General features: G+C 34.9%; 16 protein-coding genes. 14 read left to right on the top strand and 2 right to left on the bottom strand.

Translation table 11 applies throughout. The features are described from left to right. The first annotated feature begins 85 nt into the window (after positions 1-85). Positions 86-3,133, top strand: a complete 3,048-nt coding sequence (locus Q4Q34_RS09560; protein ID WP_303318681.1) for a choice-of-anchor I domain-containing protein — start codon at positions 86-88, stop codon at positions 3,131-3,133. A gap of 179 nt (positions 3,134-3,312) precedes the next feature. Here the strand turns inward: Q4Q34_RS09560 and Q4Q34_RS09565 are convergent, their stop codons facing one another. Continuing rightward, on the bottom strand, positions 3,313-4,137 hold the full coding sequence (locus Q4Q34_RS09565; protein ID WP_303318680.1) for a universal stress protein: 825 nt from the start codon (positions 4,135-4,137) through the stop codon (positions 3,313-3,315). Between the two features lie 135 nt (positions 4,138-4,272). On the opposite strand from Q4Q34_RS09565, the gene rimP reads away from it, so the two are divergent. The 4 genes from rimP to Q4Q34_RS09585 all read left to right on the top strand — a co-directional run bounded on the left by rimP (position 4,273) and on the right by Q4Q34_RS09585 (position 9,429). Then, positions 4,273-4,734, top strand: a complete 462-nt coding sequence (rimP, locus tag Q4Q34_RS09570; protein ID WP_303318679.1) for a ribosome assembly cofactor RimP — start codon at positions 4,273-4,275, stop codon at positions 4,732-4,734. Positions 4,735-4,746: 12 nt separating this feature from the next. After that, entirely contained in the window at positions 4,747-5,979 is a 1,233-nt protein-coding gene (gene nusA / locus Q4Q34_RS09575) for a transcription termination factor NusA (RefSeq protein WP_303318678.1), read from the top strand. 52 nt (positions 5,980-6,031) lie between these two features. Continuing rightward, positions 6,032-8,845, top strand: a complete 2,814-nt coding sequence (infB, locus tag Q4Q34_RS09580) for a translation initiation factor IF-2 (protein WP_303318677.1) — start codon at positions 6,032-6,034, stop codon at positions 8,843-8,845. A 197-nt stretch (positions 8,846-9,042) separates the two neighbouring features. Further along, positions 9,043-9,429 carry a phage tail protein gene (locus tag Q4Q34_RS09585; RefSeq protein ID WP_303318765.1) on the top strand — a complete coding sequence of 129 codons (387 nt, stop codon included), beginning with the start codon at positions 9,043-9,045 and terminating at the stop codon, positions 9,427-9,429. On the opposite strand, the gene Q4Q34_RS09590 is transcribed toward Q4Q34_RS09585, so the two are convergent. Then, on the bottom strand, positions 9,426-9,794 hold the full coding sequence (locus Q4Q34_RS09590; protein WP_303318676.1) for an SPOR domain-containing protein: 369 nt from the start codon (positions 9,792-9,794) through the stop codon (positions 9,426-9,428). The two genes, Q4Q34_RS09585 and Q4Q34_RS09590, sit on opposite strands and share 4 nt — an antisense overlap. Before the next feature lie 246 nt (positions 9,795-10,040). Between Q4Q34_RS09590 and Q4Q34_RS09595 the strand changes: the two genes are divergently transcribed. From Q4Q34_RS09595 to Q4Q34_RS09635, 9 genes are all read left to right on the top strand, one after another. After that, positions 10,041-11,339, top strand: coding sequence for a c-type cytochrome (locus Q4Q34_RS09595; protein ID WP_303318675.1), 1,299 nt, complete (start codon positions 10,041-10,043; stop codon positions 11,337-11,339). 83 nt (positions 11,340-11,422) lie between these two features. After that, on the top strand, positions 11,423-14,545 hold the full coding sequence (locus Q4Q34_RS09600; RefSeq protein WP_303318674.1) for a TAT-variant-translocated molybdopterin oxidoreductase: 3,123 nt from the start codon (positions 11,423-11,425) through the stop codon (positions 14,543-14,545). A 28-nt stretch (positions 14,546-14,573) separates the two neighbouring features. Next, on the top strand, positions 14,574-16,328 hold the full coding sequence (nrfD, locus tag Q4Q34_RS09605; RefSeq protein ID WP_303318673.1) for an NrfD/PsrC family molybdoenzyme membrane anchor subunit: 1,755 nt from the start codon (positions 14,574-14,576) through the stop codon (positions 16,326-16,328). Between the two features lie 9 nt (positions 16,329-16,337). Continuing rightward, on the top strand, positions 16,338-16,871 hold the full coding sequence (locus tag Q4Q34_RS09610; RefSeq protein ID WP_303318672.1) for a DUF3341 domain-containing protein: 534 nt from the start codon (positions 16,338-16,340) through the stop codon (positions 16,869-16,871). 9 nt (positions 16,872-16,880) lie between these two features. Further along, positions 16,881-17,432 carry a c-type cytochrome gene (locus Q4Q34_RS09615; protein ID WP_303318671.1) on the top strand — a complete coding sequence of 184 codons (552 nt, stop codon included), beginning with the start codon at positions 16,881-16,883 and terminating at the stop codon, positions 17,430-17,432. A 22-nt stretch (positions 17,433-17,454) separates the two neighbouring features. Next, on the top strand, positions 17,455-18,825 hold the full coding sequence (locus Q4Q34_RS09620; protein ID WP_303318670.1) for a quinol:cytochrome C oxidoreductase: 1,371 nt from the start codon (positions 17,455-17,457) through the stop codon (positions 18,823-18,825). 30 nt (positions 18,826-18,855) lie between these two features. Next, positions 18,856-19,923 (top strand): cytochrome c oxidase subunit II, encoded by a 1,068-nt coding sequence (locus Q4Q34_RS09625; protein ID WP_303318669.1) that lies wholly within the window; start codon positions 18,856-18,858, stop codon positions 19,921-19,923. 26 nt (positions 19,924-19,949) lie between these two features. Then, on the top strand, positions 19,950-21,743 hold the full coding sequence (locus Q4Q34_RS09630; RefSeq protein WP_303318668.1) for a cytochrome c oxidase subunit I: 1,794 nt from the start codon (positions 19,950-19,952) through the stop codon (positions 21,741-21,743). A 355-nt stretch (positions 21,744-22,098) separates the two neighbouring features. Beyond that, complete coding sequence (locus Q4Q34_RS09635; RefSeq protein WP_303318667.1) at positions 22,099-26,796, top strand: Ig-like domain-containing protein; 4,698 nt, start codon at positions 22,099-22,101, stop codon at positions 26,794-26,796. Positions 26,797-26,820: the final 24 nt, after the last annotated feature.

Here is a 26,820-nt window from a genome sequence, read left to right on the forward strand (position 1 = left end):
AGTTTACATCAAAATAATTATGAGGTAATATTGAAAAAGCTTGTAATTCTTTTATTTACAGGATTAATTAATCCTTATAAATAAAATGAAAAAAATTACTCTCATCGCTAGTTTTCTAGCGCTATCTTTTACAACAGTACAAGGTCAAGACCTACAGTATTTGTCTGGTTATGATACAACCATGTCAGATTCTGCAGAGACTGTTGCTCATGATGCAACTAACCAACAAGCCTTTCTTACTAATTCGTCAAATAATAGTTTTACAATAGTAGATATTAGTGATCCTACCACTCCCACATTGGTTAAAAATGTAGATTTATCAACTTATGGAGCAGGACCCAATTCCATTGCAATAAGCGGAAATGTGGTAGCTATAGCTGTCGAGGCTAGTCCTAAACAAGACCCTGGGAAAATAGTTTTTTTTGATTTAGACGGTATTTATATAGATGAGATTACTGTTGGAGCATTACCAGATATGATAACCTTTACACCAGACGGTACTAAGCTGTTAGTGGCTAATGAAGGCGAACCATCAGATGATTATACTAATGACCCAGAAGGAACTATTGATGTTATAGATTTAAGCGGTGGTATAATGTCTGCTACAACAACTTCAATTAATTTTAATAGTTATAATGATAAAAAAGTATCACTTCAAAATAAAGGCATTCGTATTTTTGGAAACAACGGCGCTGCAACAGTGTCTCAAGATTTAGAACCAGAATTCATAACGGTTATAGAAGATGGCACAAAAGCTTATGTAAATTGTCAGGAAAACAATGCCCTAGTTGTTTTAGATTTAACCAATAATACTGTTCTAGATATATTACCCCTTGGTTATAAAAATCATCTATTAGGAACTCCAACGGTTACAAGTTATATTGTTAATGATTTAGTTACTAATTGGCCAGTATTAGGAACGCCTGTTTATGATGGAGGTCAAGCACCTGTTTCTTTAGGAGGTTTTTCAGGATTGTTTTATGATGAAGCAAATTCTACTGCTACAGATTATGTTTTTTATGCAGTCCCAGATAGAGGTCCAAATGATGGTGCCGTTAAAAAAGCAGATGTAACCCCTGCTGCTTCTCAAAATTTAAGGCCGTTTAAATTACCGGATTATCAAGGTAGAATTGCGAAATTCACTTTAAATAAAACAACAGGAGCGATTACTTTAGATGATCAAATCTTACTAACAAGAAAAGATGGCACAACACCTATTACCGGAAGAGGAAATATACCGGGATTTGATGAGGTTCCTGTGACGTATACAGATGCATCTACGGCTTACACAAATGCTGATTATGTTGATGGTGCTTCAGAAGAATACCATGAGTTGTCTTACGATGAATATGGTGGAGATTTTGAAGGTGTTTTAATAGATAAAAATGGTAACTTTTGGATGTGTGATGAGTACAGGCCAGCGATATATCAGTTTAATGCGATGGGGAAACTAATAGAACGCTATGTGCCATCTGGAACATCATTATTAGGAACAACACCACAACCAGTAGGAACCTATGGTGCTGAAACTTTACCAGAAGTTTACTCTAAAAGAAGAGCAAACAGAGGTTTTGAGGCCATTGCCTATGATGAGGTGAATCATATTATATATGCATTTATTCAATCACCATTATATAACCCTTCTAGTGCTACTAAAAATAATTCGGATGTTATCAGGATTTTAGGAATCAGTTGTGCTACAGGCGCTCCGGTTGAAGAATATGTGTATCTATTGGAAAGAAATAAAGATGCTGGTTATGCCTCTTCTAGAGTAGATAAAATTGGTGATGCTGTTTATACAGGAAACGGTAAATTTTTAGTTATAGAAAGAGATTCGGAAGGGCCAACCGTATCCACAGGAAAAAAATATGTGTTTGGAATAGATATCAATTTCGCTACTAACATTTTGAATACTGTTATCACAGGAGCTAAAGAATTAGAAGAGTTAACAGCAGATGAAATTGCAGCTCAAAATATTCAGGCAGTTCATAAAACAAAAATGTTCAATTTGCCGTCTATTGGTTATCAAGGATCTGATAAAGCTGAAGGAATAGCCTTGTTGCCAAACAATGAAATAGCCATTATAAATGATAATGATTTTGGATTGGCAGGAGCAGGTATTACAGATAATAGTGTGCTAGGAATCATTTCTTTTGCAAACGATTATGGTTTTGACGCTTCTAATAAAGATAGTGCTATTAATATAACACAACATCCTACTTTAGGCATGTTTATGCCAGATGGAATTGCATCATACAAAGCAGGTGGAGTCAATTATATTGTAACCGCTAATGAAGGAGATGCTAGAGATTATGATGGGTATTCGGAAGAAGAGCGTGTAAAGGATTTAACATTGAATGCATCATACTATCCAAATGCCGCAACGCTTCAAACAGATACAGATTTAGGAAGGTTGAAAACAACAACAGCAACAGGCGATTATAATAACGATGGAACTATTGAGCAAATCTATTCTTATGGAGCAAGATCATTTTCAATTTTTGATGAATATGGAAACTTGGTGTTTGATAGTGCAGATCAATTTGGACAAAAAATAGCTTCAGAAGAATCGGCTTTATTTAATGAAGATGAAGGAGACGTTGACGACAGATCTGACGATAAAGGTGGAGAACCAGAAGCCGTTGCTATTGGGGCAATTGATGGTAAAACATATGCCTTTATTGGTTTAGAAAGACAAAGCGCCATATTAATGTATGATATTACAGACCCTAATGATGTAGAGTTCATTACCTACTATAAGGGAAATAGAACATCTGGTGATGTGGCTCCAGAAATTATAAAATTTGTTTCTGCAGCAGACAGCCCGAATTCTAAAAATCTACTTTTAGTAGGTTATGAAGTCAGTGGAACTTTAGGGATTATCCAAATAGATGATTCTGCTTTAAGTATTAGTAATGAAGTAGCAAAAAATGACTTTAAAATGTATCCAAACCCTGTTGTTTTGAGCGATTTGAAGTTCAATAAAACATTATCCGGAATTATTTATAATGTAAGTGGGCAAGAGATAAAAAGGTTTGAAAAAGAAACGTCTTTAAATGTGTCTCAACTAACTTCGGGTATTTATATTATAAAAACAGAAGCACACGGTGTTAAGCGTTTTGTTAAATTATAAATTTACATCAAAACGCATAAACAAAACTCCTGCAGAGGTAAATAAAAATTGAATGTCTGGTTGAGCGCAGTCGAAACCTTCTTAATCTAAAAGAAGTATTTTAGTTCTCGACTGCGCTCGAACGGACAAAAAAATAAACTTTTTCAGAGCTTTATTTTATTTCAGTAAATTAATTAGTGTTAAATCTTAAAAGTAATTACGGGACGTTTGGCGTGGTTAACCAAATCCTCACTAATACTACCATTAAAGAAATGAGAAATGCCCTGTCTTCCATGAGTGCTCATGCCAATTAAATCTGCTTTTATAGATTGAGAAAAATTCATGATGCCTTTTTCAATACTAATATCGTTATAAATATTAGTTGTATAATTTTTAAAATCGAAAGCTTCAATAAATGTTTTCATTCTACGTTTCGATTTAGCAGAGGTCATAAATTTATTAGGTGTATTTACCATGAGTAAATGTATTTTGGCCTTTAAAATATTAGCAAAATAAACAGCCTTCTCGTAAGTTGCTTTGCTTTCGTCTTTGAAATCTGAAGCAAAAACAAAATCTTTAATTTTAAAAGCTTTGTGCTCATTTTTTATAACTAAAACAGGGGTTTCAGAAGTGCGAACTACTTTTTCTGTATTGCTCCCAATCAGCATTTCTTTTAAACCACTTACACCATTAGACCCCATTATAACTAAATCTATATCATGTTTTTTGGAACTGTGGAAAATGCCTTTAAAAATCTCTTTAAGCTCAACCATTTCATGTATGGTTAAGTCTTTTAGATAATCTTTAGCTTTTAATTCTTCAAACTGTTTATGTGCTAATTTCATAAAATAAATAGCCTCAGGTAAACTGTTATAAGAGCTTAAGGCATCAACCTCATGTAATGGTATTTCAAGCATGTGTAATAAATAAATTTCGCAATTATATTTTCTAGCTAATTGGGCTGCTACTTTTAAAGCATTTTCTGCTTGAGTTGAAAAGTCTGTGGGAACTAGTATTTTTTTCATAAAATAACAAGTATGATGTACCTAAATTTATGAAATATTCCTTTAGAAATCAATAAAATATTATATATTTGCACCGTTGAAAGGCGAAATTTAAGAAATGAGGGGACGGAAAGTCCCCTCTTTTTATACTAAAAAATGTTTAAAAGTACTGTTACAGAATTATTAGAAGCGGCGTTAATTGAAAGACCAGATTTATTTCTTATAGATTTTTCTATTCAAGGAGATAATCAAATTAAGGTAACGATAGATGGAGATAACGGTGTTTTAGTTGAAGACTGTATGTTTATTAGTAGAGCCATTGAGCATAATCTTGATAGAGAAGAACAGGATTTCTCTTTAGAAGTGATGTCTGCAGGAGCAACATCGCCTTTAGTTCACAAAAGACAGTATAAGAAGAATTTAAATAGGATACTTGATGTGAAAACGGCTTCCGATACAATGGAAGGCACACTTACAGAAGTAACAGATAATGATATTAAATTAGAATGGAAAGTTAGAGAGCCAAAACCTATAGGAAAAGGTAAAGTAACTGTAAAAAAACAAGCGAATATCGCTTACGAAAATATTGTAGAAGCAAAAGTTATGATTAAATTTTAATTCAAAAGAGTTATGGAAAATATCGCGTTAATTGAATCTTTTTCAGAATTCAAAGACGATAAGCTAATTGACAGAGTAACGTTAATGGCAATTTTAGAAGATGTATTTAGGAGCGCCTTAAAAAAGAAGTATGGCGATGATGATAATTTTGATATTATTGTAAACCCAGATAAAGGAGATTTAGAAATTTGGAGAAATAGAGTCGTAGTAGGAGATGGAGAAGTTGAAGAACCAAACCAGGAAATTTCTTTGACTGAAGCTCGAAAAATTGAGCCCGATTTTGAAGTAGGAGAAGATGTATCTGAAGAAGTAAAGCTGATTGATTTAGGAAGAAGAGCTATTTTAGCATTACGTCAAAATTTGATTTCTAAAATTCATGAGCACGATAACACCATAATTTATAAACAATTTAAAGATTTAATAGGAGAAATTTATACAGCTGAAGTACACCATATTCGTCACAGAGCAGTTATTTTGTTGGATGATGAAGGTAACGAAATTGTATTACCAAAAGATAGACAAATACCTTCAGACTTTTTTAGAAAAGGAGATAATGTAAGAGGTGTTATTGATGCTGTTGAGCTTAAAGGAGCAAAACCAACTATTTTAATGTCTAGAAGCTCTCCTGTGTTTTTAGAGAAATTATTTGAACAAGAAATACCAGAGGTTTTTGATGGTTTAATTACGATTAAAAATGTAGTAAGAATTCCAGGAGAAAAAGCAAAAGTAGCGGTAGATTCTTATGATGATAGAATAGATCCTGTTGGAGCTTGTGTTGGTATGAAAGGTTCAAGAATTCATGGAATTGTTCGCGAATTAGGTAATGAAAATATAGATGTAATAAATTATACAAATAATTTACAATTATACATAACAAGAGCATTAAGTCCTGCAAGAGTGACTTCAATAAAATTGAATGAAGAAACAAAAAGAGCAGAAGTTATTTTAAAACCAGAAGAAGTAAGTAAAGCGATTGGTAGAGGCGGACATAATATCCGTTTAGCAGGTCAATTAACTGGTTATGAGATTGATGTGTTTAGAGAAGGTGCAGAAGAAGATGTAGAATTAAGAGAATTCTCTGACGAAATAGAAGGGTGGATTATTGAAGAGTTTAGTAAAGCTGGATTAGATACTGCTAAAAGTATTTTAGAGCAAGAAGTAAACGATTTAGTAAAAAGAACAGACTTAGAAGAAGAAACAATTAATGAAGTTATTAGAATTTTGAAAGAAGAATTCGAAGAATAATATCAATTAATAATTGATATAAATATATATTTGAGTATTTTAAAGGCGATTTATGGCTGAAACAATTAGATTAAATAAAGTATTACGTGAGCTTAATATCTCTCTAGATCGTGCCGTAGAATTTTTAGATTCTAAAGGTATTGAAATAGAGAAACGACCTACTACAAAAATTTCAGAAGAAACATATACGGTTCTTTCTAATGAATTTCAAACAGATGCAAATAAAAAAGTAGCATCTAAAGAAGTCGGTGAAGCTAAAATAAAAGAAAAAGAAGTGCTGCGAGAGCAACGCGAGCGTGAACTTGAAGAGAAACAAAAAGCGACAGCCAGAAAAGAAGAAATAGTTAAAGCAGCTGCGGAACTTTCTGGACCAAAGCAAGTTGGAAAAATCGATTTAGAACCGAAGAAAAAGAAAGCCGAAGCTGTTTCTAAGAAAGCCGAAAAAGTAGAAGAGGTTGCTAAACCTGCTGAAAAAGTAGAAAAAGTAGAGCCTGTTAAAAAGGAAGCCGTAAAAAAAGAAGTTTCAGAGGAGCCTGTTAAGGAAGAAATAAAATCTAAACTAGCTGAAAAACCTGTTGTAGAGAAGAAGAAGAAAGTTGAAGAAAAACAGGAAGAGAAATCAAAGAAACATATTATAAACGAAGATGGGGAAGTGCTTCCAGATGAAAAGGTTACAACACAGTATAAGAAACTTACAGGTCCAAAAATAGCAGGAGATAAAATTGATTTATCTCAATTTAATAAACCAAAGAAAAAGAAAGAAGAGAAGAAGCCAGAAGCCAAAACAGGAGATGCAGGAGCTGCTAATAAGAAGAAACGTAGACGTATTAGCAAAGTTGGTGGTCCACAATCTGGAAATGGCCAAAGTAATAATAGACAAGGAGGCGGACGATCTGGAGGTAACGACAGATTTAAAGGTAAACCAGGTCAAGGACGTCGCAATATTGTTAAGGAAGAGCCTAGTGAAGAAGATGTAAAAAAGCAAGTACGTGAAACACTTGAAAAACTTCAAGGAAAATCTTCAAAAGGTAAAGGAGCAAAATACAGAAGAGATAAAAGAGATCAACACAGAGAACAAACTGAGATTGATCAACAAATAGAAGCAGCAGAAAGTAAAATTCTTAAGGTTACAGAATTTGTTACTGCAAGTGAAGTCGCTACCATGATGAATGTTGGTGTTACTGAAATTATTTCTGCGTGTATGTCTCTTGGTATGATGGTAACTATGAATCAGCGTTTAGATGCTGAAACACTTTCTATCGTAGCAGAAGAATTTGGTTATAAAGTAGAATTTATCACGGCAGATATAGAAGAATCTATAGAAGAAGTTGAAGATAAACCAGAAGATTTAGAGCCACGTGCACCAATTGTAACAGTTATGGGACACGTAGATCATGGTAAAACATCACTTCTGGATTATATCCGTGAAGAAAATGTAATAGCAGGAGAATCTGGAGGAATCACACAGCATATTGGAGCTTATGGCGTTGAATTAGAAAATGGACAAGAAATTGCATTTCTAGATACACCAGGTCACGAGGCCTTTACAGCAATGCGTGCTCGTGGTGCTCAAGTAACCGATATCGCTATTATTGTAGCTGCTGCAGATGATGATATTATGCCACAAACAAAAGAAGCTATATCTCATGCTCAAGCAGCAGGAGTACCTATTGTTTTTGCAATTAATAAAATCGATAAGCCAGATGCGAATCCAGATAAAATTAAAGAAGGATTAGCACAAATGAACCTTTTAGTTGAAGATTGGGGTGGTAAAATTCAATCGCACGATATTTCAGCTAAAGTAGGTACAGGTATCAAAGAATTATTGGAAAAAGTATTACTTGAAGCTGAATTATTAGAGTTAAAAGCAAATCCAGCTAAGCCGGCTGTAGGTACAGTTGTGGAGGCCTTCTTAGATAAAGGTAGAGGTTATGTATCTACTATTTTAGTACAAGCAGGAACTTTAAGAGTTGGAGATTATGTACTGGCTGGTCAACATAGTGGTAAAGTAAAAGCAATGCATGACGAACGTGGGAATGATGTTGAGGCAGCAGGACCTTCTACACCAGTTTCTATTCTTGGTCTAGATGGTGCACCACAAGCAGGTGATAAATTTAATGTATTTGCAGACGAACGTGAAGCAAAACAAATTGCGTCAAAAAGAGCACAATTACAACGTGAACAATCCGTTAGAACACAACGTCATATTACACTGGATGAAATTGGTCGTCGTATAGCATTAGGGGATTTCCAAGAATTAAATATTATCCTTAAAGGTGATGTGGATGGTTCTGTTGAAGCATTAACAGACTCGTTCCAGAAATTATCTACTGAAGAGATTCAAGTTAATATTTTACATAAAGGTGTTGGAGCGATTACTGAAAGTGATGTGCTATTAGCATCTGCGTCCGATGCTATTATTGTTGGATTTAATGTGCGTCCAGTTGGAAACGCAAGAACAATAGCCGATAAAGAAGAAATAGATATTAGAACATATTCTATTATCTACGATGCTATTAATGATCTTAAAGATGCCATGGAAGGGATGTTGTCTCCAGAACTTAAAGAAGAGATTACTGGAACAGCAGAAATTAGAGAAATATTTAAAGTATCTAAAGTTGGAACTATCGCCGGTTGTATGGTAACAAATGGTAAAATACTTAGGTCATCAAGTATCCGCTTAATTAGAGATGGTGTTGTCGTTTATACAGGTGAATTAGCGTCGTTAAAACGATTTAAAGATGATGCCAAAGAAGTAACAAAAGGTTACGATTGTGGTATGCAAGTTAAAAACTACAACGACATTAAAGAAGGAGATATTATCGAAGCCTTTCATGAAGTTGAAGTTAAGAAGAAATTGAAATAAAAAATATAAATAGATAAGTAATTAAAGCGACTCAGAAATGAGTCGCTTTTTTATTGGAATTAATTTTAATACATTGTTGTCTAAACTTTAACTCAAAACCAATTATGAAAACCAAGCTCTCAATTTTAGTGTTATTATTTGTACTTTCTATTAATAGTACATTACATGCTCAAGAACCTATTTTAGGAGAAATTAGAATGTTTGCTGGTGATTTTGCGCCAAGAGGATGGGCATTTTGCGATGGTCAAGCATTACAAATAAGTCAGTATAGTGCATTATTTTCTTTGTTGGGAACAAACTATGGAGGGGATGGTAGAACCACATTTAATTTGCCAGATCTTAGAGGGAGAGCTCCAATTCATGCAGGAGAAGGCGATAACTTAAATACTATAAGGGTAGGTGATAAAGGAGGTTCAGAATCAAAAGAACTGCGTAAAATGACCATTTTTGAAAGTGGCAAAGGAAAATCGTACGAAACCTATACCGTTAAAAGCAGTGATTCCAAATTATATACTCGAGACCCCTATTTAGGAGTTCGTTTCATAATTGCACTACAAGGTATTTTTCCATCAAGGAGCTATTAGCTTCTCTTCTTTTTGGGTTTAAATATAAAAGCATTTGGAAATTTAGTCTTTACTTTTTTTAAAGCTCTATCGGCTTCTAAACGTGTTCTAAAATTACCTACCCAAGTTTTAAAATTCGGAGACTCATATTTAATTGTAGGATTCCAAACTGTAAATGAATTACGAAATTCTTTTTGAGCATTTTGAGATCCAGAACGATTCCCAGAGTAGATCTGTATTTTATACCTAGTAGGATTATCTATATTTTTATTGGTTCTTTTTTTAGAATCCAATAGTGCAGCGATATTTTTATCCTGGTTTATAATAACTTTACCTTCTTGTGCAAATGAATGAGCAGAAGAAATTATAAAACAAATAATGCTCAAAAAGCTTATTTTAATATTCAATAGTTTCATGTTAAAAATATATTTATACAAATGTATACGTTATAAACTTAATTGTGGTCCTTTTTATTATTTAGAATGTCTCTAAATTATCAACTAACAGTTCTGTAACATTTCTAAAATCGACTTTAAGTATTACTTTTGCCTGAGATTTTACAACTGTGTGGTTTTTTTATTAAAACATGAAAAAAATCATATTAAAGTTTAGAAGTTAATTTAACTAACAATATGGAAAAGGTGATTCACCGTAAATTAGGGAAAAACATCCTTCATTTAGGCTTAATTATTTTATTAGCGTTTACAACCTCTCTTTCGGCCCAAGAAGGAGATCCAGCAAAAGGAAAATCTTTATTCAATGCCAATTGTGCAGCCTGTCATCAATTAGATAAGAAAATGACCGGTCCTGCATTACGTTATGTAGAACAACGTTTGTCTGACGATCAAGGTTTAGACAGAGATTGGATCTATGCTTGGATACGTAATAGTGCAGGTGTTATAAAGTCTGGAGATGCCTATGCAAACAAGGTTTATAATGAGTATGGAGGTGCAGCTATGACAGCATTCCCACAGTTGTCTGATGATGATTTAAATAATATTCTTGCATATACAGCCGAAGAGAAAGCAGCTCCAGTTGCTGCTGTGGTTAGTACTGAATCTGCCAATGCTGAATCTGGCGAAGGAGGTATTTCAAACGAACTTATTTTAGGCGCTTTAGCAATTCTATTTATATTGTTAGCCGTTGGTTTATATATAGTAAATAAAACACTACGTCGTTTTGCTTTAGCTCAGAATATTGAGTTGACCGAAGCGACACAAAGAACACCATTATGGAAAGCTTTTGTTAAGAATCAATTCTTGATGTTAGTGACAGCTATATTCTTTTTATTAGCTAGTGCATATTTTGCTTTTGGATATTTTATGCAAATAGGTATAGATCAAGGTTACGAGCCGGTACAACCAATACATTACTCACACAGAATTCACGCAGGTGACAATGGTATCGATTGTAAATACTGTCACTCTTCTGCAAGAGTAAGTAAAACATCAGGGATTCCTTCATTAAATGTATGTATGAATTGTCATAAATCTATTTATGAAGTGGCTCCGGAAACTTTAGCAGAAGGAAAAGCAATAGGTGTTGACTATAATGCTGAAATTCAAAAATTATACGCAGCTGCAGGATGGGATGATGCCGAGCAAAAGTATACAGGAAACTCTCAGCCAGTAAAATGGGTGCGTATTCATAATTTGCCAGATTTTGTATATTTTAACCACTCACAACACGTTTCTGTTGCTGGCGTTGAATGTCAAACATGTCATGGTCCTGTTGAAGAAATGGAAGTCATGTATCAACATGCACCATTAACAATGGGTTGGTGTATCGAGTGTCATAGAACAACAAATGTGAATGTTAAAGACAATGCCTACTACACTAAAATACACGAAGAGTTATCTAAGAAATATGGTGTAGATAAGTTAACAGCTGCTCAAATGGGTGGACTGGAATGTGGTAAATGTCATTACTAAATAATTAAATGTCACACTGAGCGCAGTCGAAGTGCTTATAAAAGTGAAACAATAAATAATAAGAAGTAATTCAATTATATAATATGTCATCAAACAAGAAATACTGGAAAAGTGTTGAAGAGCTAAACGAGAATAGCTCTATTGTTGAGGCGCTAAAACAAAACGAGTTTGTAGAAGAGATTCCTACTGATGAATTTTTAGGTGATAAAGAAACATTAGAAGAAACATCTACAACGCGTCGCGATTTCTTAAAATATGTAGGTTTTAGTACAGCGGCTGCCTCGTTAGCGGCTTGTGAAGGTCCTGTTAAAAAATCTATTCCTTATGTAGTGCAACCAACAGAAATTATTCCAGGGGTTGCTAACTACTATGCAACTACTATTGCTGATGGATTTGATTTTGCAAGTGTTTTAGTAAAAACCAGAGAAGGTCGTCCAATTAAAATTGAAAACAATACTATGGCAGCTACGAATGGTAGCGCTAATGCTAGAGTGAATGCTTCAGTTTTAGGTTTGTATGACAGTTTAAGAATTCAAGGCCCTAGAAAAGGAGAAGCATCTATTTCTTGGGATACTTTTAACTCTGAAACAACTCAAAAGTTAACAAATATTGCTGCTGCAAATAAAGATATTGTGTTGTTAACACAAACATTTGCAAGCCCGTCTACTAGCAAGTTGATTTCAGAATTTAAAGAAAAATATGGTAATGTTCGTCATGTAGCTTATGATGCTGTTTCAGAATCTGCTGCATTAGATGCTTACCAAGCTAAATATGGAGAACGCGGATTAGCAAATTACGATTTCTCTAAAGCCATGACAATCGTGTCTGTTGGTGCAGATTTCTTAGGAGATTGGCAAGGTGGTGGTTTTGATTCTGATTACTCTAAAAACAGAGTGCCAGATCACGGTAAAATGTCGCGTCACGTGCAGTTTGAGTCTAATATGTCTTTAACTGGAGCTAACGCAGATAAACGTGTACCATTAACGCCAACGCAACAAAAGCTAGTTTTAGCCAAATTGTATAGTTTAATTACTGGTAACAATGTTTCGGTAAAAGGACTTTCAGAAAAAGTAGAAGCTGCTGTAAAAAGTGCTGCTTCGCAACTTAAAAAGGCAGGAAGCAATGGTGTTGTCGTTACAGGAATTCAAGACGTAAACGCACAAACAGTTGCTCTAGAAATAAATGAAGCTTTAGCAAGTAAAGCATTCGACCCTAAAACACCTATTAAAACTAGACAAGGTAGTGATAAAGCCGTTGCGGGTTTAATAGCAGATATGAAAGCAGGTAAAGTTGGAGCCATCATCATGAGTGGTGTAAATCCAATGTACACCCTTTCTAATGCTTCAGAATTTGAAGAAGGTTTAAAGAAAACACAGTTATCAATTGCCTTCTCAATGAAGGTTGACGAAACGTCTTCTAAAGTTCAATATATTGCAGCTGCACCTCATTACTTAGAATCGTGGGGAGATGTAGAACTTAAAAAAGGACATTACGCATTAACGCAACCAACAATCCGTCCTTTATTTGATACCAAACAATTTCAAGATGCTTTATTAAAATGGACAGGAAATGATGTTTCTTACCATGATTATATTAAAGACGCTTGGGGAACCGATATTTTAGGAGGAAGTTCTTTCAATAAAGCACTACACGATGGGGTGTTCGTTGGAACTATTGCTACTGAAACAGTAGATACGACTGAGGAGGAAACGTCATCAGATGATAATGCTGAAGAAACTGCTGAAACAACACCTTTAGGAAATGCAGCAAGAGCTTTAGTCGCTTCTGCAAAAAGTAAAGGATTAGAATTAACATTATATACCAAAGTAGGTATGGGAGACGGGCAACAAGCCAATAATCCATGGTTACAAGAGTTTCCAGATCCAATTACAAGAGCATCTTGGGATAACTACTTAACGATTTCAAAAGCAGATGCTGATGAAAAAGGACTAATGAATAAGCACGTTGCTAACGGTGCACTCAATGGTAGTTATGCTAACGTTACAGTTAATGGCGTAACAATTACTGCTCCAGTAATGATTCAACCAGGACAAGCAAAAGGTTCAGTTGGATTAGCACTAGGTTATGGGAAAACATTAGGTTTAAAAACAGAAATGCAAACAGGTGTTAACGCCTATGCATTATACCAAGGTTTCAATAATGTACAAACAGTTACTATTGAGCCAGCAGCTGGAGAGCATGAATTTGCTTCAGTACAGTTGCATAATACCTTAATGGGACGTGGTGATATCATTAAAGAAACAACTTTAGAGATATTCAATACGAAAGATAAAAAACATTGGAATGCAGTTCCTACGGTATCTTTAAATCACGAACCTGTTCCAGTAACATCACCAGAGGTTGATTTATGGGATGAATTTGATCGTTCAATAGGACATCACTTCAACTTATCAATTGACTTAAATGCATGTACAGGATGTGGAGCTTGTGTTATAGCATGTCACGCTGAGAATAATGTGCCTGTAGTTGGTAAGACAGAAGTACGTCGTAGCCGAGATATGCACTGGTTACGTATTGATAGATACTATTCATCTGAAGAATCATTTGAAGGTGATAATACTAAGAAAGACGACATATCTGGATTAGGAAGTTCATTAAGTGAATTTGGTGAAATGGAAAACGCTTCTGAGAATCCTCAAGTAGCATTCCAACCAGTCATGTGCCAACATTGTAACCACGCACCTTGTGAAACAGTATGTCCAGTAGCGGCAACATCACATGGTCGTCAAGGTCAAAACCATATGGCATATAACCGTTGTGTAGGTACTAGATACTGTGCAAACAACTGTCCTTATAAAGTACGTCGTTTCAACTGGTTCTTATATAATGGAAATGATGAGTTCGATTATCATATGAATGATGATTTAGGACGTATGGTATTAAACCCAGATGTCGTTGTACGTTCTCGTGGTGTGATGGAAAAATGTTCTATGTGTATTCAAATGACACAAAAAACTATTCTTGATGCAAAACGCGACGGAAGAAAAGTTGGAAAAGATGAATTCCAAACAGCTTGTTCTGCAGCTTGTAGCAGTGGCGCTATGGCATTTGGAGATATCAATGACAAAGAAAGTAAAGTTGCAAAACTTTTAGAAGATAACCGTATGTATCACTTGTTAGAGCATGTAGGCACAAAACCTAATGTACAGTATCAAACAAAAGTGAGAAATACAACTGAAGCATAAATCTAATTAAAGAATCAATTATATAATTATGGCGTCTCATTACGAAGCACCTATTAGAAGACCTTTAGTTACAGGCGAAAAATCATATCACGACGTTACAGTAGATGTGGCTAAACCTGTAGAAGGAAAAGCAAATAAACAATGGTGGATAGTTTTTGGTATTTCACTTGCCGCTTTTCTTTGGGGAATTGGATGTATTATTTATACCATCTCAACAGGTATTGGAACTTGGGGTTTAAACAAGACCGTAGGTTGGGCCTGGGATATTACTAACTTCGTTTGGTGGGTTGGTATTGGTCACGCAGGAACACTTATTTCTGCAGTACTATTATTATTCCGTCAAAAATGGAGAATGGCAATTAACCGTTCTGCAGAAGCAATGACGATTTTCTCTGTTGTTCAGGCAGGATTGTTTCCAATCATTCACATGGGTCGTCCGTGGTTAGGATATTGGGTATTACCTATTCCAAACCAATTTGGTTCTTTATGGGTAAACTTTAACTCACCATTACTTTGGGATGTATTTGCAATATCTACATATTTATCTGTATCGTTAGTATTCTGGTGGACAGGTTTATTACCAGATTTTGCTATGTTACGTGATAGAGCTATTAAGCCTTTCCAAAAGAAAATATATGCTTTATTAAGTTTCGGATGGTCAGGTCGTGCTAAAGACTGGCAACGTTTTGAAGAAGTATCTCTGGTACTTGCAGGTTTAGCAACACCATTAGTACTTTCTGTACATACTATTGTATCCTTTGATTTCGCAACATCGGTAATTCCAGGTTGGCATACCACTATATTCCCGCCTTACTTCGTTGCAGGTGCGGTATTCTCAGGATTTGCTATGGTAAACACGCTTCTTATTATCATGAGAAAAGTGTGTAACCTTGAAGATTATATTACAGTACAACACATCGAATTAATGAACATAGTAATTATGATTACTGGTTCTATAGTAGGTGTAGCATATATAACAGAGTTATTTATTGCATGGTATTCTGGTGTAGAATACGAACAATATGCATTCTTAAACAGAGCAACAGGACCTTACTGGTGGGCATATTGGGCAATGATGACTTGTAACGTATTCTCTCCACAATTCATGTGGTTTAAGAAATTAAGAACAAGTATTATGTTCTCTTTCTTTATCTCTATTGTGGTAAATATAGGGATGTGGTTTGAGCGTTTTGTAATTATCGTAACATCGTTACACAGAGATTACTTACCATCATCATGGACCATGTTCTCTCCAACATTTGTAGATATAGGTATCTTTGTGGGTACTATTGGATTCTTCTTTGTACTATTCTTATTATATTCAAGAACATTCCCGGTAATAGCACAAGCAGAGGTTAAAACAATTTTGAAATCTTCTGGAGAACGTTATAAGAAAATTAGAGAAAGAGGAGACAGTTTAGTAGGTACTGGGGTAGATCCAAGAACTTCTGGAGGACAAGCTCCTAAGCCAGCACCAGCAGCTGAGACACCTACTGAAGAAAAAGATAATTCAACAGAAGATAATTCGGCTAAAGTAAATGACTTACTTGGAAGTATAGGAGCCTTTGATGCTGCTACACAAGAAGCTGATGACTTGAAGAAAGTAAATGGTATCGGACCTAAAATGGAAGAAACACTTAACAGTATTGGTATTTATACCTTCCTTCAGGTTAGTAAGATGACGAAAAAAGAATATGACTTGTTAGATTCTATTACAGGTTCTTTCCCAGGAAGAGCAGAACGTGATGATTGGTCTGGACAAGCTAAAAATTTAATAAACTAAATATAGTCAATGGAAGCTTCAAAAGTTATTCACGCTATTTATACGGATGATGATGTATTAATGTCTGCTGTTAAAAAAGTTAAGGCAGAAAAACATCACATTGAAGAGATATATACACCATTTCCAGTTCACGGACTAGACAAAGCCATGGGGTTAGCACCTACACGTATCGCTATTACAGCTTTTATGTATGGTTTAGTTGGTTTAACAGTTGCCATCACAATGATGAATTTCATTATGATTGAAGATTGGCCACAGAACATTGGTGGTAAACCAAGTTTTAGTTATATAGAAAACATGCCGGCATTTGTGCCAATTATGTTTGAATTAACGGTATTCTTTGCGGCTCACCTAATGGTAATAACATTTTACTTACGTAGTAGAATGTGGCCTTTTAAAAATGCTGAAAATCCAGACCCTAGAACAACAGATGATCATTTCTTAATGGAAATAGCAGTTCATGGAAATGAAAATGAATTAGAAAGCTTGCTTAAAGAAACTGGAGCAGTTGAAGTTAATTTAGTTGATAAAGAAGCGCATTAATTTAGTAATATGAAAAGCTTAATTAAAATATTAGTAGTAGCAGTAGTTTTTGTTGCTGTATCATGTAAAAAAGATTCAGCTCCTAACTATCAATTCATGCCTAACATGTATGAATCTGCAGGATATGAAACTTATGGAGAAGCAGCATTTCCGAATGGTGTAGAAGCACAATTACCAGCTGAAGGATCGATACCAAGAGGATATGTGCCTTTTGATATAGAAAATACAACAGAAGGTTATGAGTTAGCTAAAACAACATTAGTAAGTACTTTGGATTCTACTCAGGTAGATTTAGAAAGAGGAAAAGCTTTATACGATATCTACTGTGGTATCTGTCATGGTAATAAAGGTAACGGACAAGGAAAGCTTGTAAAGCGTGAAAAAATTCTTGGTATCCCAAGTTATGATGATGCAGGAAGAGCTATAACGGCAGGAAGTATTTACCATACTATTTATTATGGTAAAAACACAATGGGTTCTTATGCTAACCAATTAAACGAAGAAGAACGTTGGCAAGTAGTATCATACGTGTTGAAGTTAAAATCAGATTTAGAAAAGTAAGATTGATAAGATTATTATAGATATGTATACATTTTCAAATAAATTAAAGACATTTTCTTTCATACTAATGATACTAGGTGCATTAGGTGTAGGATATGGTTTTTTGACATCTCATAAATCTTTAGAAGAAGTAAAAACTATACTTGCTGAAGAGGCTTCTCATCATGGAAGTGGTCATCATGAGGCTGAAGCAACGCATGATACAACTCCAGCTAGTCATGATACACATGCTAAAGAGTCTTCTCATGGAGAAGAAGCACATGACAATGCTCATCATGGTGATGAACATGCAAAACATGTACAACATCAAATTCATAACAGACCATGGTCTGCATTATACGTAGCAGCATTTTTCTTTATGATGATTGCTTTAGGAATATTAGCATTCTATGCCATCCAAATTGCATCACAAGCAGGTTGGTCTCCAGTACTCTTTAGAGTTATGGAAGGTATGACAGCTTACTTATTACCAGGGGCTCTAATTGTAGTTGCTATTGCAGTTTTTGCTGGTGATCATTTATTTGTATGGATGAACCCAGACATGATAAACCCAGAAAGTGAGCATTTTGATAAGCTAGTAGCTGGTAAGTCTGGTTGGTTAAATAAAACAGGATTTATTATCCGTGCTTTAATATTTATCGCAGGATGGAGTTTATACCGTCACTTTTCACGTAAATTCTCAATTGCTCAAGATACAGCAGAAGATAAAAGTAACTTCAAAAAGTTATTCCGTATAACAGCAGGATTCTTAGTATTCTTTATTTATACAGAATCAATGATGTCATGGGATTGGATTATGAGTGTAGATCCTCACTGGTTCTCAACATTATTTGGATGGTATGTATTTGCAAGTATGTTTGTAAGTGGTATAACAGTATTAGCTTTAATCACTTTATATTTAAAATCTAAAGGACAATTAGAGTTTGTTAATGAAAATCATTTGCATGACGTTGCTAAATTTATGTTTGCATTCAGTATTTTTTGGACCTATTTATGGTTTTCACAATTCATGCTTATTTGGTACTCAAATATCCCAGAAGAGGTAACTTATTTTGTAACACGTTTCAATGATTACAAATTACCTTTCTTAGGTATGGTGGTTATGAATTTCGTATTTCCAATATTAATGCTAATGAATGCTGATTACAAACGTATTCCTTGGTTTGTTGTTATGGCAGGATTGGTAATATTAGCAGGTCACTATATTGATATCTTCAATATGATTATGCCAGCGACTGTGGGTGATAGATGGTTTATTGGAATTCCAGAAATAAGTTCAGTATTACTATTTGCAGGATTATTCATATTTATAGTATTTACAGCTTTAACAAAAGCGCCATTACTAGTAAAAGGGTATCCTTTTAGAAAAGAAAGTGAAGAATTTCATTATTAATTAAGAAATAAATAAAGACGAACGATACAAATGACTGCTTTATTAACAATTATAGTTTTAGTATTTATTTTAATTGCCATCTGGCAAATGGTAAAGATTTTCGATTTGGCACAAGCCAAAAACGAAAACACTCAAGTTGCTACAGATAAGGATAACACAATGAATGCATATTTAATGATGGGCTTTTTAGCTTTCATTTATATCATAACCATTGTTTGTTTAGTAAAATGGGGAGACTTACCATTAATGTCTAATTCTGCGTCTGCACATGGACCAACCATTGATAATTTGATGGTTATTTCTATGGTAATTATCTTTTTTGTACAAACTGTTACACAGTTTTTACTACACTATTTTGCGTTTAAATATAAAGGTGAAAAAGGGAAGAAAGCATTATTCTTTGCAGATAATAATAAACTAGAAGCCATTTGGACAATTATTCCAGTAATCGTTTTAGCTGGATTGATTATCTATGGATTAAACACTTGGATTAATATTATGGGTGTTGATGAAAGTGATGATCCCTTAGTAGTTGAGTTATATGCACAACAGTTTAACTGGAAAGCCAGATATGCTGGAGCAGATAATACTTTAGGAAAAGCTAATGTACGTTTAATTGATATTGATCGTGCTAACATCTTAGGTATAGATGAAGCAGATCCTAATGCACAAGATGATGTAATTACTACTGAATTACATTTGCCGGTTGGAAAACCTGTATTATTCAAAATGCGTTCACAAGATGTATTGCATTCGGCATACATGCCACATTTTAGAGCACAAATGAACTGTGTTCCAGGAATGATCACACAATTTGGTTTCACGCCAACAGTGACTACTGCAGAAATGCGTGAAACACCTCAAATGCAAGAAAAAGTTAAAAGAATTAATAATATTAGAGTAGAGAATAGTAAACCTCTATTAGCAAAAGGAGAAGAGCCTTTAGAATCTTACGAATTTGATTATATACTATTATGTAATAAAATTTGTGGAAAGTCTCATTACAACATGCAAATGAAGATAGTTGTAGAAACTCAAGAAGAATATAATGCTTGGATAAAAGAGCAGAAAGCATTCAAAAACTCTCTAATTAACTAATTTAAAAGATAAAACGATATAAGATTATGTCAGCACACGCAGATACTCACGCACACGAAGACGACCACGGACATCATCATAAAGAAACGTTTGTAACTAAATATATATTTAGTCAAGACCATAAAATGATTGCTAAACAGTACCTTGTTACAGGTACTATTATGGGAGTTATAGGTGTATTAATGTCTATGATGTTTCGTATGCAAATTGCATGGCCAGAAGAACCTAATGTATTGTTTGAAGCATTATTAGGAAAATGGGCACCAGGTGGTGTTATGGATGCAGATATCTATTTAGCATTAGTAACTATACACGGTACCATTATGGTATTCTTTGTATTAACAGCTGGTTTAAGTGGTACGTTTAGTAACCTATTAATTCCGTTGCAAATTGGTGCACGTGATATGGCATCAGGTTTCTTAAATATGGTATCGTATTGGTTATTCTTCTTGTCAAGTGTAATCATGGTAATTTCTTTATTTGTTGAAGCAGGACCGGCAGCGGCAGGATGGACAATTTATCCGCCATTAAGTGCTTTACCAATGGCACAAGGAGGTTCTGGAATGGGTATGACCTTATGGTTGGTATCTATGGCAATATTCATAGCCTCATCATTATTAGGGTCACTTAACTATATTGTTACTGTTATTAATTTACGTACTAAAGGCATGTCTATGACAAGACTACCTTTAACAATTTGGGCCTTTTTTATTACAGCAGTTATAGGGGTTATATCTTTCCCTGTATTATTATCTGCTGCTTTACTATTAATAATGGATAGAAGTTTTGGAACATCATTCTTCTTATCAGATATATTTATTCAAGGAGAAGTATTACACTATCAAGGAGGTTCACCAGTATTGTTTGAACACTTATTCTGGTTCTTAGGACACCCTGAAGTATATATTGTAATATTACCAGCAATGGGATTAGTTTCCGAAATTATGGCATCCAATTCACGTAAGCCTATCTTTGGATATCGTGCAATGATTGCTTCTATTTTAGCAATTGCATTCCTTTCTACAATAGTATGGGGACACCATATGTTCGTTTCAGGAATGAATCCATTCTTAGGATCTGTATTTACATTTACAACATTATTAATTGCTATACCATCTGCTGTAAAAGCATTTAACTGGATAACCACGCTTTGGAAGGGTAACTTACAGATGAACCCGGCGATGCTATTTTCAATCGGTTTTGTATCTACATTTATTACAGGAGGTTTAACAGGAATTATTTTAGGAGATAGTGCTTTAGATATTAATGTACATGATACTTATTTTGTAGTAGCACACTTCCACTTGGTAATGGGTATATCTGCATTGTATGGTATGTTTGCAGGAATTTATCACTGGTATCCTAAGATGTTTGGTAAGATGTTAAATAAAAACTTAGGGTATATCCACTTTTGGATAACGGCAGTTTGTGCTTATGGCGTATTTTTCCCAATGCATTTTATTGGTATGGCAGGATTACCACGTCGTTATTATACAAATAGTAACTTCCCATTATTTGATGATTTAGCTAATGTAAACGTTATTATTACCATATTCGCTTTAATAGGTGGGGCAGTTCAAATCGTTTACTTATATAACTTCTTTAGCAGTATATTCTTTGGAAAGAAAGCTACGCAGAACCCATGGAAATCTACAACATTAGAGTGGACTGCACCAGTTGAGCATATGCATGGAAACTGGCCTGGAGACATTCCACATGTGTATCGTTGGGCTTATGATTATAGCAAACCAGGACATGATGTAGATTTCGTTCCTCAAAATATTCCTCTAAAAGAAGGAGAAGAAGAATTACAACACTAGGAGACTAGTAAACATAACCTTTTAATTATAAAAGCCAAAGCCTTTCTAAACCAGAAAGGCTTTGGCTTTTAGTATTTTACCTCTTTTTGCTCTTTTTCAAGTAAGACTTATACTACAAAAAATTCTCACAAACACATTTTTGACTCTTAAAAACAAATAAGACAACTCTTGAACATCGCTTATTTGCAGATTTTATCGATGAAATACAAAAAAATATAAAAAATGTCGACGAAATACAAAAATATCCGTTAAATTGCGAATTGAATAATTTTGTGAAAAACTTTCAATTAAAATATTTGTGAAATTTTACATGCTTTATTCTGAACCAACTAGATATGAATATAAATTTTCAATTATGAAAACGACTTTAACATATAGAAATGTATTGAAGTATGCGTTCTACGTTTTAATGTTATTATGTACTTCATTGTCAGTTTCTGCACAATGTCCTACAATACCAAATCAGAATCCAGCTGCTATTTGTGATGCATCTCAGTTTACCTTTAGTGACTTAAATGCTTATGCGGTAACTGGAGGTAATGGTATACAGTGGTATGATGTCCCAACAGGAGGGACTGCCTTTTTTCCAACCGAACGCGTTGTAGAAGGTACTTATTATGTTGATGACGATTCAGGAACCTGTAACGGGGCTGGAAATCGAACAGCTATAAATATAGATTTTGCAGTTGATCCGTCAGGACAGAATTTAGAAGGTAATTATTGTAGCAATGAGGGTGCAACTATTCAGACTTATATAGATGATATTTTACAATCTGCTATACCAGTAGGGGGAGATGTGGAAATATACTATGATGCAGGCTTAGTTAATCAAGCAAATACTACAGATGTAATTCCTAACCCAGGAATACAGATACTCGTAGTATTTGTAGATGGAATATGTAAAAGTCAGGCAGAAGCGACTACAATAGCTTTAATCCCTGCACCTCAAGAACCAATGCCCGATCTTGTACAAGATTTCTGTACAAATCCAACAGCTCCAACAATAGGAGATATAGATCCAGGTACCCCAGCTACTAATTATTTATGGTATGCTGGAGTTAATGGTTCAGGAATACCAACAGGAGCACCACTGTCAGATTTAGATCTATTAGTAGACAATACAACATATTATGTTCAAATACAAGGTATAATTTGTGATAGTAATGCTGTTGGGGTATTAGTAAATGTTGATGCACCAGCTGATGCAGGATCATCAGATATATTACAATACTGTAACGATAACATTCCTGCCGCACCTTTCGATTTATTTGATGAATTAGGAGGTTTTCCACAGACAACAGGTATATGGACAGGACCTTTAGCAACAACTAATGGTCATCAAGGAACCGTAAACATTTCTAGTTTAACACTTCCAGGAACCTATGTATTTACATATTCAATTACAGGTAGTGGTGCTTGTCCAGCTGCTATTTCAACGATATCGATTGTAATTTCAGAAACGCTTTCTTCTGGGACAGCAGTTGGAAGCCCAGCAAGTTTTTGTGTAGCAAATTTGCCTTCAAATTTTGATTTAACAACGTTATTAAATAATGACGAAGATCCTAATGGTTTTTGGGTACAAGGCACTTTAAGTTCAGATCCTGTAGTGACATCTCCAATAGATTTAACAACAGGGGCTTTTACACCAAATACGTATAGCTTTACATATTTCCAGAATGTTCTAACACCATGTCCAGAAGAATCTACAACAGTTCAAGTTGTGGTATTGGCAGACCCGAATGCTGGAACAGCAACGAATGCCTCATTTTGTGAGAATGAATTAGCAATAAATTCACCTTATGATTTATTTAATGCTTTAGACGGTTCTCAAGATAATAATTTAGGGACTTGGACAGATGCAACAAATAACCCAGTAACAAACCCTATAAATATTACAGGGCTAACTGTAGGGCCTTATACCTTCAATTATACGATAGATAATGGAACTTGTACCGATACAGAACCAATAACGATAACCATTTTACCTGCTCCAGAATCCGGGACACCTATAGCATCTATGCCTGAGTTTTGTCAAGGAGATATACAAACGGTAAATTTATTTGATTTACTAACAGGAGAGAATCAAACAGGTACATGGAATGATGATGATGCTTCAGGTGCATTATCTATAAACGAGGTCACAATTGGAGGTCTTGGAAGTGGAACTTATAATTTCACGTTTGATGTGGATGCGATTGGAGGTTGTGATGATGCAGACGTAACTGTATCTATTACAATAAATCCATTACCAAATACAGGTACACCAGCACCAGCAATATACTGTGAAAATGATTTAGGACCAACGCCTACTTCGTTAAATTTATTTGATCAGCTTACAGGCGAATCTGGAGGAGGAACTTGGACGGATGACAATGCCTCAGGAGCGTTGAATGTAAGTACTGTAGATTTAACTGCTTTAGCTGTTGGGTCTTTTAATTATACATATACTATAACAGATGGTAATGGATGTACAAATAGTTCAATAGTAACAGTCACAATTAATGATGCTCCGGAATCCGGAACACCAATAGCAACTTTTCCAGAATTCTGTGAAGGAACAGTACAAACAGTTAATTTATTTGATTTACTAACAGGAGAAGACCCAACAGGAACATGGAATGATGATGATACCTCTGGTGCATTATCAGTAAACGAAGTCACAATTGGTAGTCTTACACCTGGAACCTATGATTTTACATTTGATGTAGATGCTATTCTAAGTTGTGATGATACCAATGTAACTGTATCCATTATAATAAATCCATTACCAAATACAGGGACACCAGCACCAGCAATATATTGTGAAAATGATTTAGGAACACCCCCTTCTTTAGATTTATTTGATCAGCTTACAGGCGAATCTGGTGGAGGAACTTGGACGGATGACAATGCCTCAGGAGCATTGAATGTAAGTACCGTAGATTTAACTGCTCTGGCAGTCGGGTCTTTTAACTACACATATACTATAACAGATGCCAATGGATGTACAAATAGTTCAACAGTAGTAGTTACTATTAATGATGCTCCAGAGTCGGGAACACCAATAACACCTGTGCCAGAGTTTTGTGTTGTAGATATTACGGCAGCACAAACGGTAGAGTTATTTGATTTACTAACAGGAGAAGATCCATCGGGAACATGGAGTGACGATGATGCTTCAGGAGCATTATCTGTAAGTACAGTAACTATTGATGGCCTTGCACCTGGAACCTATAATTTTACATTTGATGTAGCTAATATTGGAACTTGCGACGATGTGGATGTAACCGTATCAATTACTATAAATGATACACCAGTACCTACAGCAAACGCAACTCAGGAATTTTGTGATACAGCAACAGTTGGAGATTTAACAGTTTTAACAGGAACTACAATACAATGGTACGATGATGCAACAGGAGGAACACCATTAACTGGAACAACAGCTCTAATAAACGGAGAAAATTATTTTGCCACACAGACAGATGGAACAACTGGGTGTGAATCTTCAGTGAGAACAGAAGTAACAGTTACAATACATCAATCCCCAAACCCTGGAGTTGTCACCAACCCAGGAATTGCGGAATGTAATAACACGACAATAAACCTTTTTGATGGTTTAGATGGTTCGCAAGATAGTGGAGGGATTTGGTATGAAGGCTCTGATAATACAGGAACAGCAGTAGCAACTCCGACAGCCTATGATGTAACAGGTTTTAGTGCTAATACTTATCAATTTACATATCATGTAACAGCCTCTTCGCCATGTGTAGACGACAGTACAACAATAACAGTTACTGTAGATGAGCCTTTAAATGCAGGAACAGACAACACTTTAGATGCTTGTAGTACCGATGGAACGACAGATTTATTTACACTTTTAGGAGCTGCCGACCCAGGAGGTACATGGTCCCCAGCATTAACTAGTACTACAGGTGTTTTCGATCCAATGGTTGATGCAGGAGGTACTTATACCTACACACATACTAACGCCTGTGGAGTTTCAAGCAGTGAAGTTGTTGTAACAGTTACACAAGCACCAAATGCAGGAACTAATAGCCCAGCTTTAATATGTGTGATTGATGGCCCAACAGATTTATTTACCTATTTAGGAAGTGCAGATACAGGAGGAATATGGTCCCCAGCATTAGCTAGTGGTACAGGAGTTTTTGATCCTTTAGTAGATACTGCTGGCGTTTATACATATACAGTTGCTGCAACTGGAGCATGTCTAACTAATGCTACTGCAGAAATAACCGTAACTGTTAGTGATATTACACCACCAGTTGTAAATAATGCAACCATGGAATTTTGTTTAGTAGACAATCCAACAGTGGCAAATTTAGATGTGGCTTTAACAGTAACAGGAACTATTACTTGGTATGAAGATGCTGCATTAACAACACAACTTAATGCAACAGATACATTGGCAGATGGAGAAGACTATTATGCAACTCAAAGAAATGCTGCCGGTTGTGAGTCTTCAATAAGTGTACAGGTTGATGTTATTGTTAATGATACACCAACACCAACATTAGACAATCCTGCTGCAGAATATTGTATCAATGACGATCCAACCATTAATGACTTGTCATTAAATATTACGGAACATGATGCATCAGCAAACAACGTGATTTGGTATGATGCAGCAACAAATGGTACAACTATTTCAGAAAGTACTATTTTAAATCACAACGTTACTTATTATGCTGTTTTAGTAGATGCTATTACGGGATGTGAAAGTAGTGTTCGTTTGGCTGTTACTACAGATTTAACCTCTTGTGGAAAACTGATAATTCCAGATGGATTTTCACCAAATGGTGATAGAACCAATGATACATTTAATATTGATCATTTAGGTATTCTATATCCAAACTTTATGATAGAGATATTTAACCGCTATGGAAACATTGTGTATAAAGGAAATAATAATACACCAAGATTTGATGGCACCTCTAATCAATCCGGTACCATTGGAAATGGAGATTTACCAGTAGGAGTCTATTATTATATTTTCTATTTCAATGATGGAGAAAATAAACCAGAACAAGGACGCTTATACTTAAGCAGATAATTTATAGATAAAGCAAAATTTAAG

This window comes from Flavivirga abyssicola (genome assembly GCF_030540775.2).
Lineage (GTDB): Bacteria > Bacteroidota > Bacteroidia > Flavobacteriales > Flavobacteriaceae > Flavivirga > Flavivirga abyssicola.

Bases quoted from the DNA above. Each gene is read 5' to 3' on its own strand.
- Q4Q34_RS09610 (WP_303318672.1), top strand. From the start codon at position 16,338: ATGGAAGCTTCAAAAGTTATTCACGCTATTTATACGGATGATGATGTA.
- Q4Q34_RS09635 (WP_303318667.1), top strand. From the start codon at position 22,099: ATGAAAACGACTTTAACATATAGAAATGTATTGAAGTATGCGTTCTAC.
- Q4Q34_RS09595 (WP_303318675.1), top strand. From the start codon at position 10,041: ATGGAAAAGGTGATTCACCGTAAATTAGGGAAAAACATCCTTCATTTA.
- Q4Q34_RS09620 (WP_303318670.1), top strand. From the start codon at position 17,455: ATGTATACATTTTCAAATAAATTAAAGACATTTTCTTTCATACTAATG.
- infB (WP_303318677.1), top strand. From the start codon at position 6,032: ATGGCTGAAACAATTAGATTAAATAAAGTATTACGTGAGCTTAATATC.
- rimP (WP_303318679.1), top strand. From the start codon at position 4,273: ATGTTTAAAAGTACTGTTACAGAATTATTAGAAGCGGCGTTAATTGAA.
- Q4Q34_RS09615 (WP_303318671.1), top strand. From the start codon at position 16,881: ATGAAAAGCTTAATTAAAATATTAGTAGTAGCAGTAGTTTTTGTTGCT.
- Q4Q34_RS09630 (WP_303318668.1), top strand. From the start codon at position 19,950: ATGTCAGCACACGCAGATACTCACGCACACGAAGACGACCACGGACAT.
- nusA (WP_303318678.1), top strand. From the start codon at position 4,747: ATGGAAAATATCGCGTTAATTGAATCTTTTTCAGAATTCAAAGACGAT.
- Q4Q34_RS09585 (WP_303318765.1), top strand. From the start codon at position 9,043: ATGTTTGCTGGTGATTTTGCGCCAAGAGGATGGGCATTTTGCGATGGT.
- Q4Q34_RS09565 (WP_303318680.1), bottom strand. From the start codon at position 4,137: ATGAAAAAAATACTAGTTCCCACAGACTTTTCAACTCAAGCAGAAAAT.
- Q4Q34_RS09600 (WP_303318674.1), top strand. From the start codon at position 11,423: ATGTCATCAAACAAGAAATACTGGAAAAGTGTTGAAGAGCTAAACGAG.
- Q4Q34_RS09560 (WP_303318681.1), top strand. From the start codon at position 86: ATGAAAAAAATTACTCTCATCGCTAGTTTTCTAGCGCTATCTTTTACA.
- Q4Q34_RS09625 (WP_303318669.1), top strand. From the start codon at position 18,856: ATGACTGCTTTATTAACAATTATAGTTTTAGTATTTATTTTAATTGCC.
- nrfD (WP_303318673.1), top strand. From the start codon at position 14,574: ATGGCGTCTCATTACGAAGCACCTATTAGAAGACCTTTAGTTACAGGC.